11 protein-coding genes are annotated in these 12,669 nt (G+C 69.6%); 6 read left to right on the top strand and 5 right to left on the bottom strand.

Annotation, left to right across the window (positions count from 1 at the left end; translation table 11 throughout):
• Window positions 1-75: 75 nt before the first annotated feature.
• Both RBJ65_RS38875 and RBJ65_RS38880 read right to left on the bottom strand, forming a co-directional pair.
• The gene (locus RBJ65_RS38875) at window positions 76-819 is read right to left on the bottom strand and encodes a Clp protease N-terminal domain-containing protein (RefSeq protein WP_306323152.1); all 744 of its coding nucleotides are present in this window, start codon (window positions 817-819) and stop codon (window positions 76-78) included.
• 257 nt (window positions 820-1,076) lie between these two features.
• A complete protein-coding gene (locus tag RBJ65_RS38880) occupies window positions 1,077-5,390 on the bottom strand; it encodes a discoidin domain-containing protein (RefSeq protein WP_306323151.1) in 4,314 nt (1,437 codons plus the stop codon).
• Between the two features lie 194 nt (window positions 5,391-5,584).
• Here RBJ65_RS38880 and RBJ65_RS38885 point away from each other — a divergent pair, with 194 nt between their 5' ends.
• Together RBJ65_RS38885 and RBJ65_RS38890 are read left to right on the top strand one after the other, a co-directional pair.
• Entirely contained in the window at window positions 5,585-6,082 is a 498-nt protein-coding gene (locus tag RBJ65_RS38885; RefSeq protein WP_306323150.1) for a cupin domain-containing protein, read from the top strand.
• 318 nt (window positions 6,083-6,400) lie between these two features.
• Entirely contained in the window at window positions 6,401-6,841 is a 441-nt protein-coding gene (locus RBJ65_RS38890) for an OsmC family protein (protein WP_306323149.1), read from the top strand.
• A 52-nt stretch (window positions 6,842-6,893) separates the two neighbouring features.
• Here the strand turns inward: RBJ65_RS38890 and RBJ65_RS38895 are convergent, their stop codons facing one another.
• Together RBJ65_RS38895 and RBJ65_RS38900 are read right to left on the bottom strand one after the other, a co-directional pair.
• Window positions 6,894-8,588 (bottom strand): chitinase, encoded by a 1,695-nt coding sequence (locus RBJ65_RS38895; protein WP_306323148.1) that lies wholly within the window; start codon window positions 8,586-8,588, stop codon window positions 6,894-6,896.
• Window positions 8,589-8,767: 179 nt separating this feature from the next.
• Window positions 8,768-9,268 carry a DinB family protein gene (locus RBJ65_RS38900; RefSeq protein ID WP_306323147.1) on the bottom strand — a complete coding sequence of 167 codons (501 nt, stop codon included), beginning with the start codon at window positions 9,266-9,268 and terminating at the stop codon, window positions 8,768-8,770.
• A gap of 216 nt (window positions 9,269-9,484) precedes the next feature.
• On the opposite strand from RBJ65_RS38900, the gene RBJ65_RS38905 reads away from it, so the two are divergent.
• The 4 genes from RBJ65_RS38905 (at window position 9,485) to RBJ65_RS38920 (ending at window position 11,350) form a co-directional block, all read left to right on the top strand.
• Complete coding sequence (locus tag RBJ65_RS38905) at window positions 9,485-9,919, top strand: hypothetical protein (RefSeq protein WP_306323146.1); 435 nt, start codon at window positions 9,485-9,487, stop codon at window positions 9,917-9,919.
• Window positions 9,920-10,002: 83 nt separating this feature from the next.
• Complete coding sequence (locus tag RBJ65_RS38910; protein ID WP_306323145.1) at window positions 10,003-10,410, top strand: hypothetical protein; 408 nt, start codon at window positions 10,003-10,005, stop codon at window positions 10,408-10,410.
• A gap of 7 nt (window positions 10,411-10,417) precedes the next feature.
• Window positions 10,418-10,951, top strand: coding sequence for a hypothetical protein (locus tag RBJ65_RS38915; protein ID WP_306323144.1), 534 nt, complete (start codon window positions 10,418-10,420; stop codon window positions 10,949-10,951).
• 30 nt (window positions 10,952-10,981) lie between these two features.
• Window positions 10,982-11,350 carry a peptidase inhibitor family I36 protein gene (locus tag RBJ65_RS38920; RefSeq protein WP_306323143.1) on the top strand — a complete coding sequence of 123 codons (369 nt, stop codon included), beginning with the start codon at window positions 10,982-10,984 and terminating at the stop codon, window positions 11,348-11,350.
• 52 nt (window positions 11,351-11,402) lie between these two features.
• On the opposite strand, the gene RBJ65_RS38925 is transcribed toward RBJ65_RS38920, so the two are convergent.
• Complete coding sequence (locus RBJ65_RS38925) at window positions 11,403-12,635, bottom strand: GNAT family N-acetyltransferase (protein WP_306323142.1); 1,233 nt, start codon at window positions 12,633-12,635, stop codon at window positions 11,403-11,405.
• Between the last annotated feature and the right edge of the window lie 34 nt (window positions 12,636-12,669).

Raw genomic sequence — 12,669 nt, forward strand, 5'->3', positions numbered from 1 at the left:
CCCCTGCTCGGCCAAGAGTCCGCACTCGGCCAAGAGTCTGCACCCGGCCAAGAGCCCGCACTCGGCCACGAGCCCCTACTCGGCCCCGGACTCCTCCTGGTTCTTCACGATCTCCGCGAGCGTCGCGAGGACCTGCGACTCGGCCTGCTCCTTGTCGATACCGAGCCCGTGCAGCAGGCCCGAACCGTTCTCGTGCTCAAGGAGTGCGAGCAGGATGTGCTCGGTGCCGACGTAGTTGTGGCCGAGGCGCAGCGCCTCGCGGAACGTCAGCTCCAGGGACTTCTTGGCGTCGGCGTCGAACGGCACCAGCGCCGGCATGTCGTCGGACGTCTCGGGCAGCCGCTCCGTGGCGGCCTGCCGCACGGTGTCGAGCAGCACGTCCTGCGCGAGGATCGCCTTGGCGGCGAGGCCCTCCGGCTCGTGCAGCAGGCCGAGCACCAGGTGCGCGGGCGTGATGGTGGCGTTGTTCGCGGCGCGGGCCTCGTTCTGCGCTGAGACGATCACGTTGCGGGCGCGCTCGGTGTAGTGATTGAAGCCCTGGCCGGAGTTGAGGTCGTTCTCGGACCCCTTGGGCACGAAGCGCTTCTGGGCGGCCTGCCGTGTGACGCCCATGCTCTTGCCGATCTCCGTCCAGGAGGCGCCGGAGCGGCGGGCCTGGTCGACGAAGTGGCCGATCAGATGGTCGGCGACGTCACCGAGGTGGTCCGCGGCGATGACGGCGTTCTGGAGTTGGTCGAGTGCGTCGGTGTTGGACTTCTTGATGGCCTCGATCAGGTCGTCGAGACGGATGTTGGGTGAGCTGCCGCCGGAGTTCGTCATGATGCAACCGTAGGTTGACAGCGCTTCGCCGTCAACCCGAAGTTGACACTCGCCGGTAGAGGCTGTCCGCGCCGGGTCTTCGCGAGCGAGTAGTACCCCTGGTGCGCGATGAACCCCCGGCGTCGTACGGACCCTCGCCGGCGGGGAAACCCCTTGATCGCTCAGCCAGTTGAAAGGCGTGCACGCACTAACGGGCTTGATGTCCCGTTAGTGCGTGCCGTGGCTGTAGCAGGATCAAGGACGGTAACTCGGGCTGCCTACGGCTGAAGGTTGATCTTGAACGTCGACGTCGTATTGCGGACGTCCACCGCGTTGTCACTCAACTTCAGGTTGTGGAACGTGACTTCACCGACCGCCGGGCCCTGGCCCGCCTCCGGCATCTCGTTCGCCCACAGCCCGAAGCCGGACTTCGCGTCGTAGGCGTCACCGCTCTTGCGGGCGCCGGTGATCGTCACGTCCGTGAGGATCGTGTCCTTGATGGGGTATTGAGGCTGGCCTCCCACGTAGTTGGTCTGGAACATGACTCCGCTGTACGTCGGGTCGACGATGTCGACGTCATTGACGCGGATCCCCTGGAACACCTTCGACGCCGAGAACATCCAGATGCCGGGGAAGGTCTGCCCGCCCCAGAAGTGCCCGCCGGAGCGGACGATCGAGGTGTTCTCCAGCTTCGTCGGCCCCGTGCCGAAGCCGTTCATCGGATACCCGAAGTCCAGCGAGCTGATGGTGACTCCGGAGTAGACGAGGGTGTCCGCGATGAGGATGTTGCGGAACGTGTTGTCGTAGCCGCCGTACACCGCGATGCCCGCCGCCCGCCACGTGAGCAGCGAGGTCAGGTTCTCGTACACGTTGTTCTTCTCGTCGGCGCCGCCCGCGTCGATCGCCGAGAACAGCGCGAAGCTGTCGTCGCCGGTCGCCCGCGACTCGTTGTTGACGACGTGGTTGTCCGTCGACCCGTTCGTCATGTTGACGCCGTCGGCGAACGTGTCACGGATCCGGGCGTTCTTGATGGTGATGTTGTCGGTGTTGGCGCCCCAGTACAGGCACACCGTGTGCTCGTTCCAGATGTCGTCGATGGTGATGTTCGCGACGTTCGAGAAGTCGAAGACCTTGCCGGGTCCGTCGATGCGCGACGTGTAGTTCCCGAAGAAGGAGAAGTGCGCGAACGTCGAACCGTTGGCGCTCGCCTCCGCCCGGAAGCCCGCGTCCGTGTTCTCCTGCGACGACGGCGTGTGGAACCGCGTGAACCACGGGCCCGCGCCGACGACCTTGACCGCCTTCCCGTACACCTGGAACTTGTTCGACGTCTCGTAGTCACCCGCCGGCAGATACACGCCGACGAGCTTGCCGCTCGTGTCCATCCGCACCTTGTCCAGCGCGTCCTGCACGGCCTGGTGCGAGAAGCCGGTCGGCACGGCGTACGCCGCCGGGTCCGGGTTGGGGAGCTGCTTCGCCTCCTCGAAGTTCACGAAGTCGACCGCGTACGTGGAGTCGTTCGCGGCGTCCTTCTGCAACCGGATCTTGCTGCCCTGCGGGACGGTCGTGCCGAGCAGCAGGTTCGCCTCGTCGTAGATGTGCCGGGGCGCGCCCGAACCGGGGGAGTTGCCGGGCCCGGTCTCGGACCCGTACAGCCACGCGTACTTCGACGTCAGGTCGATGGCCTTCAGGAACGTGCCGTCGACGTACACGTTCAGCGTCGAGTTCTTGCCTCCGCCGCCCGCCGCGTCCGGCATCGAGACACGGGTGACGAGCGTGTTCGTCGGCGCCTTCGTGGTGAACTCGACGTAGCTGCCGGTGGATTCGAGCGTGACGGCCTTGCGGCCCGAGGCCTCTCCGGCTATGTCGCCGACGGTCCGGTTCGGGCCGACGACCTTCGCGCCGCCGCCGACCGTGCCGTCCTCCGCCTCGTACATGTCGTACGGCATGCTGGCGCCGCGCCCCACGAACAGGGGCTGCGTGGACGTGTTGTTGGCGCGCTTGACCGGGAGCTCGTTCGCGTCGTCGGCGATCACCGTCTTCACCGTGAACTTGCCCTTGCCCGCCGTCCACGTGCCCAGCTTCACCGCGGGCGCGGTGTCACCGGCCGCGATCGTCCCGTCGTACGAGCCGGTGAGCGTCTTGACGACGCTGCCGCCGGAGTCGGTGACGGTGAGCGTGATGCCGTGCGCACCACTCGAACTCGCCTGATTTCCTTGGTTCTTGACGGCGACCGAGAAGTTCACGGTGTCGCCCTCGCTCGGCGCGCTCGGCGACCACGCCACCGAGGACGCCACCAGGTCCGCGCTCGTCACCGGCTTCACGACCAGGTTCGTCGGGCTCGTGTAGTCGTTGTTCGCCTCGTCGCGCTCCACGACCAGCTTGCTCGCGTCGGCGACCGCGCCCACCTGGTACGAGCCCGCCTCGTGCGCGCCGATCTCCGCGCTCACCGTGGCCGACGCACCGGCCGCGAGCGCGCCCACAGGGCTGTTGCCCACCTTCTGCGAGCCCAGCTTGAAGTCGACGTCCGTCGCGTCGGACGGCTCGGTGCCCGCGTTGCGCACCGTCGCCGACAGCGTGATCTTGTCGGACTCGACCGGTGACTCCGGCTTCGACGTGATGCCCGTGACGACGAGATCCGGGTTCGGTGCGGGCTCGCCCAGCACCTGGAACTCCGCCAACTGGCCCGCCGTACCACCGGAGTTGGCTGTGAAGACGAGCCGTACGTCCGCGACGCGCGCGGTCAGCGGAATGGTCACCTTGTTTCCGCTCGCCGGATCGAAGCCGTACTCCTTCGCCGCAGCCAGCGTCGTGAACTCCGACGCCTTCTGCTCGCGCCCCAGCACCTCGATCCTCTGCGTGCGCGCCGACCACACCGCGTCCGGGTTCAGCTTCAGGACGAGCGAGTCGACATCCGCGTTCGCCCCCAGCTTCACGGTCAGGCTGTTCGGGTACGAGCCCGGGGCGCCCTCCCAGTACGTGCTGGTGTCGTCGTCCACCGCGTTCTCCGCTACGTACGAGTACACGGACGACGACGCCGACACCGGCTTTCCGGCCGCCAGGTTCGCGGACTCGGTCGTGGAGCCGTTGCGGGTCACGGAGTTGCTGGGGGCGGACTCGTTGCCCGCCGCGTCCTTCGCGCGCACGTAGTACGTCACCGTCGCCGACGCGGGCTGCGTGTCGGTGTACGAAGTGACGTCACCGGCAAGGGACTTGAGCAGCTTTCCGTTCGCGTACACGTCGTACGCGGTGACCTTCACGTTGTCCGTCGAGGCCCGCCAGTCGAGCTTGACCTGGCCCTTCGTCTCCTCCGTGAAGGAGAGCGTGCCGGGCGCGGTGGGCGCTTGCGTGTCACCCGAATCGCCCTTGCGGGTCACGGAGTTGCTGTTCGGCGACTGGTTGCCCGCCGCGTCCTTCGCGCGGACGTAGTACGTCAGCGTGGCCGAGGCCGGCTGCGTGTCCGTGTAGGTGAGGGTGTCGCCGTCGACCGAGGCGCGCAGCTGCCCGTCCGCGTAGACGTCGTACCCGGTGACCTTGGTGTTGTCGGTCGCCGCCTTCCACGTCAGCTTGATCTGGCCGGTCGAGGGCTCCGTGTACGCGAGTCCGGACGGCGCCGTGGGGGCCTCGGTGTCACCGGTCGTCGGCCCGTACACCTCCAACTCGCTGAGCTGGCCCGCTGGTTGGCGCGTGTTGGCCGTCACGAGCACCCGCACGTAGCGCGTCGTCACCGCGTCGAACGTGATGTTCTGCGCCTGCCCGCCGGCCGCGCTGAACTCGTACGCCTTCGAAGCCGCCAGGTCCGTGAAGTCGGAGCCGTTCGTGCTGCCCTTCACCGCCAGCGTCTGCGTACGGGTCTCCCAGCTCGACGGCAGCCGCAGCGTCACCCGGTTCACCCGCACCGACGCGCCGAGGTCCACCTGCACCCACTGGGGCAGCGCGTCGTTCTTGCTCTCCCAGTAGCTGGAGATGTCGCCGTCGCCCGCGTTGGCCGCCGCGTACGTCTGCGTCACGGAGCTCGCCGTGAACGTCTTGCCACGCGCCAGGTTGGCCGAGGAGTCGGTCGCGCCGTTCACCTCGAGCTCCGCCAACTGGGCCGCCTTCCAGCCGGAGTTGGCGGTCACGACGACCCGCACGAACCGGGTCTGCGTCGCGGGGAACGAGACGCTCACCGTGTTCCCCGAACCGGGCGAGAAGGCGTACTGCGCCGAGGACTTGAGGGTGTCGAACGTCGTGCCGTCGGCGCTGCCCTGCACCGACAACGTCTGCGTACGGCTCTCCCACGAGGCCGGCAGGCGCAGCGTCACCTCGTCGACGCGGGCGGCCGAACCCAGGTCGACCTGCGCCCACTGCGGCCAGTCGTCGCCCGAACTCTCCCAGTACGTCGAGGAGTTGCCGTCGGAGACGTTCGCCGAGCCGTACCCCGACTTCGCGCTGCTCGCCTTGGTCTGCGCGCCCGCCGCGAGGTTGGGGCCGCCCGCCGCCTGCGCGGCCACGGCAGGGAGGCCGAGGAGGGCGAGGGCGAGCGCCAGGAACACCACCGGGAGGCCCCGCCACCTCCGTCTCCCGTCGGATCTGAACACGCTCTGCCCGTTCATGCTGCTCCTGTTCCGGCGTCGTCGAGCCGACGCCGTTGTGAGTGAAATGAAGGACGTGCATCAGGTTCTTGCGTTCAGTTGTTGGAGAATTGCAGAGCTGTGTCGCCGAGTCCACTGTTTGAACAGAGGTAGTTGCGGTGGGGGAGAATCGAAGGCACCACGAACCGCCGCACCATGCCAGGGGAGTCAGACCGATGCCCGCAGCTCACGTCACCCTCGCCGACGTCCTCGGCGCCGCCGCGCCGGACGCCACCGGCGCCCTCTGGCGGCTCGACGGCGCGGCCCGCCAGCTCGACGCCAACGTCGTGCGCCTACGGCCCGGCGGGGGAGGCGACGCGTACGTGGAGGGCGAACTCGACGTGCTCCTCCTCGTCGTCGAGGGGCACGGAACGCTCCACTGGGCGGGCGAGGGCGAGGAGTTGGCGCCCGGCACCCTCGTGTTCGTGCCGCGCGGCGAACGGCGCGCGGTCAGCGCGGGCGACGCGGGGCTCGTCTACGTCACGGCCCACCGCAGGCGCCCCGGAATGACGATCCGCCGCGCCGAACCGCAGGTCGCGGCCGAGGGCGGCGAAGCGCCCTGCCTGCTGCCGCGCGTGTGCGCCTCCTGCGGCCGGGCCGCCGAGGACGCGGGGGCGCTGTACTGCGCCCGGTGCGGGGAGCGCCTCGAAGCGCAGGGTTCCGGTCGACCTTGAGGCGAAGGGATCACGCCAGACGGCCCGTGCGGCGCATCAACATCCGCCGTGCGTAAGGGCTTTGACGCCCCACTGGCGTAACTTCTCGCCACTGATTCAACACGTGAAGTTACCGAAAGCCGGGGGTCCCGGATGAAGTCCGCGGCCGGCCCCGGCAGACTCTGCGGCACGGCGGCCGTCCACTCGGGCGGCGGCCGCCAGGGGAGGGAGCACCACCGGGGAGTCCGCGGGCGTGGGGCACGCGGACTCCCCCTCCCGCCGCCCGACACCCCGGAGCCGCTGCGCGCGGCGGAACCCGCTCCTGGTTACGGTTCCGGCATGGCCGACTACCGCATTGAGACCGTACGCAACGGCGAACGTGACTGGACCGCGCGCAACGACCGCGGCGCCGAGGTCCGTATCGCCCCCGCCGACAGCGCGGACGCCCAGCCGTCCTTCACCCCCGTCGAACTGCTCCTCGCCGCGCTCGGCGGCTGCGGCGGCCTCGTCGTCGACCGCACCGCCCGCACCGCGCCCCACGACGAACTGCGCATCACCGTCGAGTCCGTGTCGAAGCCGGAGGACGACGGGCGGGTGGGCGCCGTACGTGTCTCGTACGAGATCGAGCTGCCGGAGGGTGACACCAAGGCCGCCGAGGCCCTGGAGCGCGGGATCCGGCTGACCCACGAGAAGTACTGCACGGTCAGCCGCACCGTCGAGCACGGCGCGCGCGTCGAGGCGGTCGGCCCCGACGGCACGATGCTCTTCATGGGCGGCTGACACGGCGCAGAGCCGGTGGCCAGCGGCCACCGGCTCAACCATCCGAAGCTCCCTACGGCAGTGAGTGCACCTTCGGGCCCACCGCGTTCGACCAGGCATTGCCCGCCGTCGCGTCCCAGTTCGTGGACCAGGTCATCGCGCCCCGCAGCCCCGGATACGTCTTCGCGGGCTTGAACGAACCGCAGCTCGTGCCGCGCGCCAGACAGTCGAGCGCGCTGTTCACGACCGACGGAGCCACATACCCGCTGCCCGCGCCGCGCGTCGACGCCGGCACACCGAGACCCACCTGCGAGGCGTCCAGGCCGCCCTCCAGCTGGATGCAGGCGAGCGCCGTCAGGAAGTCGACGGAGCCCTGGCTGTAGACTTTGCCGTCGCAGCCCAGCATCGAACCACTGTTGTAGTACTGCATGTTGACGACCGTGAGGATGTCCTTCACGTTCAGCGCCGTCTTGAAGTACTCGCCGGACGTCGACTGCATGTCGATGGTCTGCGGCGCCATCGTCAGGACCAGCTTGCCGCCCGCCTTCGCCGCCAACTGGCGCAGCGCCTTCGTCATGTACGTCGAGTTGAGGCCGTTCTCCAGGTCGATGTCGACGCCGTCGAAGCCGTACTCCTGCATCAGCTTGTACGCGCTGTCCGCGAACGCCGTCGCCGACGCGTCGCTGTTGACGGAGATGGTGCCCTTCTCGCCGCCGACCGACAGGACGACGGCCTTGCCCGCCGCGTGCTTGGCGGCGATGTCCGCCTTGAAGTCGCCGACGTTCGCGTAGCCGACGGCCGGGTCCAGGTTGAAGGTGATCTGGCCGGGCGTGGTGGTGGCGTCCGCGAAGGAGACCGCGATGATGTCGTACTGCGACTGCACGTCGCGCAGCTTCTGCACCGTCGCGCCGTTGTTGAAGTTCTGCCAGTAGCCGGTCAGCGCGTGCTTCGGCACGGTGCCGCCGCCCGGGTCGCCCGCGGTGGCGGTCTTCGCGGTCACCGCCGCCGACTTCGGGGACTCGCCCGCCGCGTTCGTCGCCGTGACCTGGAAGCTGTACGAGGTGTTGGCCGTCAGCCCGGTGACCTCCGCCGAGGCACCCGTGACCGCGGCGACCTTCGTGCCGTCCCGGTACACGTTGTAGCCGGTGGCGTTCGAGACCGGGGACCAGGACAGCGGGACCGAGGTCGAGGTGGCCGTGCCCGCCGCGAGGCCCGTGGGTGCGGCAGGGATCACGACCGGGTCGGAACCGCCGCCGCCGTCGGGGCCGAACACGTTCACGTCGTCGACGTAGTACGCGCTCTGCCCGTACCAGCCGTGCGTGTAGATCGTCACGGACGTCGTGCTCGCGCCGGTCTTGAAGCTGGTCGTGAGCTGCTGCCAGGAGGAGCCGCCCGGCGTCCACGTCGACACGTCGGTGGTGCCGGTGCCGCTCGCGCCGAGGTACGCGTAACTGCCCTGCACCCAACTGCTCAGCGTGTACGTCGAGTTGGGCTTCACCGCGACGGTCTGGCTGCACTTGGCGTTGTCCTGGCCCGACGGGGTGGCCTTGAGGGCCTTCGCGCCGCCGTGCACGGGCGAGGTCACGACGGACCCGCTGCCCGCGGTGCACGTCCAGTTGCTCAGGTCGGACTCGAAGCCGGCGTTCTTGGCCACGTTGACGTCGGCGGCCTGCGCGGGCGCGGCGAGCGCGGTGACGCCGAGCGAAGCGGCCGCCACGACGGCGAGCGCGAGACCGGGTCTGTACCGGCGATGGCGTGCACGGTCCACGGGGAGCCTCCTGGGGAGAGGTGAAGGATGCGGATGTGAACGGTGGCCACCGCTGTAGGCGCCAAAGTTGGTTCAGACCAATCGAGTTGTCAAGACCTCTGGCACGAGCTCGTACACAGACGGGAACGGCGCCGGACGTGTCGTCCGGCGCCGTCCCCAGAGGCGGATGGTGGTCTGGTTCAGCGCAGTCCGCGCAGGTAGGCGGCCTGCCCCACGTGCTGCAAGTCGTCCGACAGGACGCTGACGAGCCGGACCCCCAGCGTGACGGGCGGATCCCAGCCCTCGTCCACGACCCGGTCGAGATCGGCGTCCTTCAACCCGCCGAGAAAGCCGAGCGTCTGCTCGTGCACCGCGTCGTAATAGCCGACCAGCAGCTCGCCGGAATCGACCCGCACCTGACCGACCTGCTTCGGAGTGTGCCCGAATCCCGTGTCCGACTCGGCGAGCGGCAGATCGAACCGCTCGGCCCAGCCGCCCGCGAGCCACACCTGCTCCCAACCCGCGGCGTCGGCGACATGGTCGTCCTGGACGCGGGTGAGATGCCAGATCAACCAGGCGATGGAATTCGCCGTGTCATCGGGGCGCTCGTGCAGTTCATCGGCGGAAAGCCCCTCGACGGCGGCGTGCACCTCTTCCCGAATTCGGTTGTAGCCGTCCATGAGTACGTCATGTGAGCGCATGCGTGCAGTGTCTCCGACGTGGAGGATTTCAGCCAACGAGGGCCGTGAATATGCCCGGAGACTGGCGTGAATCCAATGGTGACTCCTGTTTCCAAGAGCCGATACTTGACCACGGAACGGTTGAACGTTGCTCGTAGGCGGCGTGACTCGGGCCCCCAATTGCCCTGCGAATTCTCGTCGTTGCGGTGGATCACTGTATGTGCCCAGGGGGAGACCGTGCACGACGAATTCCTGTGCCATGTCACCGCGTACGGAATCTGCGGCGGACGGCGTGTGGGAGTTCCGCTCGGCACCTATCGCGCCCCCACTCTTCCGCTCGCCCTGTGGTGGCTGCGCGACCGGGCCACGTGGATCGCCGAGCGCCTCGACCCGAGCCCCGGCCTGAGCTATGTGCCCGAGCGGGCGCTGACCCCGATGGGCGTGGACACCCCCGACGTGCCGGGCCAGTTAAGGGCCTGGTGCGCGGACCCGGAGCAACAGGAACAGGTCGCCGAGGACCTGGCGTCCGGACGGCTCGTGAGGATCGCGACCCGCGACGAGACCACCGAGTACGAACTGCTCGCCGAGTCCGTCGACGCCCTCCGCATGGCCCGCACCCAGCCCCGCCGCCGTGACCCCTGGCGCCGTATGACAGTCACGAATAGTCACTGACAAGGGTGACACGGAGCGTGAACGCGCGGCCGCCGGGGGAATCTGGTCACGCACAGTAAGACCGATCACTCCGGGGTCCCCGTATGAAACCGTCCATCAAGCACAGATCCGTGCTGCTCGCCCTCTCACTCCTCACCCTCCCGGCCCTCGCCGCCGCCTCTCCGGCCACTGCCTCTCCGGCCACTGCCTCTCCGGCCGCCGCTTCTCCGGCCGCCGTCCCGCCCGGCCAGGTCTGCTTCTGGACCGAAACCGGCATGCACGGCCAGGCCTGGTGCTACGGACCGCCCGGCTACGCCGACGCCGAGAACGGCACGGCGCGGCACGCCGCCTCCTTCGACTCCCGCGTCCCGGGAACCGTCTACGCCATCAGCTACACGGCGACCGGTTGCCTGTACCGGGAGATCAGGCTCGACGACTACTCCGAGGACTGGGAGTGGGCCGGAAAACTCGACGGCGTCGCCGACACCACCATGGGGTGCGAGCCGGGCTGACCGCGCCATGAACCGCCGAACCCGCACCCGCACCCTCGCCCTCGCCGCGCTGGCCTGCGCCCTCGTGCTCCCGCTCACGGGCTGCGACACCGCGCGACGCCCCGACCGGCCGGCCCTCACCCCCGACGACACCATCAGGGCCGCGACCCGGACCCTCACCGATCGCTGCCTCACCCGCCAGGGCCTCACCCCGCCACGACCGGGTCAGCGCCCGGCGAACCGGGCCGAGGAACAGCGCGTCGCCGCCGCCCTCTTCGGCCGCCCGCCCGCCGAACTCTCCCTCACCCTCGCGAACGGCATCCCCGTACGCGCCCACACCGACGGCTGCCTCGCCGCCGCCCAACGCACTCTCTACGGCGACCAGAAACGCTGGTTCCGGGTGTCGACCGTCGTCAACAACCTCAAGCCCGAGGCCGCCCACCGCGACCTCAGCCTCGCCTCCGTGCGCGCACGCCACCGCGCGGAGCTCACCGACTGGCGGCACCTGCGCGAGCGCGCGATCGAAGCGTCCGCCCGTGTGCTGCACAGCACCGATCGCTGAACCACCGAACCGACAAGGAGAACCACCACCATGAGACACCCACTCGCCCTCGTCACCGCCGTCGTGCTCGCCCTCGGCGGCGCCGCCGTCACCACCAGCGCGTACGCCGCCCAATGCCCCAGCGGCGAGTTCTGCGCCTGGACCGACGCCAACTACGCCGGGATGCGCTGGAACTGGTCGGGCGACGACCAGGACTGGGAAGGCGACATCCAGGACGCGGACTCCTCCTGGGCCAACCACGGCATCACGGGCCCCGGCGTCAAGGACCACGTCCAGGTCTACGAGAACCCGGGCCTCGTCGGACTCGGCACCGTGTGCCTCGGACCCGGCCAGGAGATCGCCTCCGACGACTGGGCCAACGACAGCGGCGACTCCCACACGTGGACCATGGAGTGCTGAACCCACTTCGACCCGCCTCGACCAGCTGAACCCGCCTGAGTACGGCGTGAGTTCAGAACGAGTCACAGGTGTGCGGAAGTAGTTCCGTGCGCAGCGCGGCGTCGAGCATCGACGCCGCGCCCTGCTTGTGCTCCACCACAAGACCCGCGCGCACCAGCTCCGCCACCGGCGCCGCCCCCATGTACGCGGTCGCGAGATCGCGGACCTCCAGGGTCAGGTCCGGCGCGTCGTCCGTGGGCGCGTACGAGAAGCCGTCCGGCGACGCGATCAGCCGGAACGACCCCGCGTTCGCCGGGAGCGGCGTGTCACGTACCGCGAGCACCACGTCCACGGGCGCCGCCCACGCCCGCGCCGCGAGCGCCGCGCGCACATCCACCAGGCGCACCCACAGCGCCGGTTCGACGCGGCTCACCCCGACCTGGTCGCGGTCCGCCGCGAACAGCGGCAGCGGATCGTCGAGCGGCCGGCCGTGAGCGCGCACCGTGCCGGTGAGGTCGATCCCGGCGAGACAGCGCCACAGCGCCGCCGCGACCTGGGGCGAATCCGCCTCCAGCTCCTCGACGCTCACGAGCCCGGGAACGTCCTTGACGTAGTCGCCCCCCTTGGTCCGATAGATCGCGTAACCGGCGAGCGGCTCGCCGAGCGTCACGACGCGCGGCGGCGACAGCGCCTCGTCCTCCTCGTCCCGCCGCGCGAGGCGCTGCTCGCGCCACCACGTCTCCGTACGCGCGTGCCGCCCCGCGCGCGACCCGCGCGTGGCCTCGAAGTACGGGGCGAGGACCGCGGGGGCGGCGGCCGTGTCCAGGAGGCGGGGCGCACGCTCGTCCGGCGCGATGCGCAGCGCGAGAGCGCGCCGCGAGTCGACCTCCAGCGTCGCTCCGTACGTGCCGGGCCCGAAGCCGAACCGGCCGTAGATGGCCGCCTCCGACGCCCACAGCGCGGCCAGCGGCGCGCCCTGTCCTGCGCAGCGGGCGAACAGCTCGGACATCATCGCCGACAGCACGCCGCGCCTGCGGTGCGTGGGCGCCACCGAGACGTACGAAAGGCCAGGACAGGGGAGTTCACCGCCGCCCGGCACGGAGACGGTGAAGGGGTGCGCCGCCGCGAAGCCGACCAGCTCCTCGCCGTCGTAGGCGCCGATCCGCAGACAGCCCGACAGCATCTCCCGCTGTCGCTTGCGCCGTTCGTCGTCGGACGACTCGTGGAAGACGAGACGGGCGAGCGCCAGGGCTCGATCGATCTCGGACTCGGGTACGTCTCGAAGGCTGACGGGGCGAGTGTTCATGATCATCGACTGTAGTCGGGTGCCGCGGGCGGTG

Source organism: Streptomyces sp. KL109B, assembly GCF_030766935.1.
Taxonomy (GTDB): Bacteria; Actinomycetota; Actinomycetes; order Streptomycetales; family Streptomycetaceae; genus Streptomyces.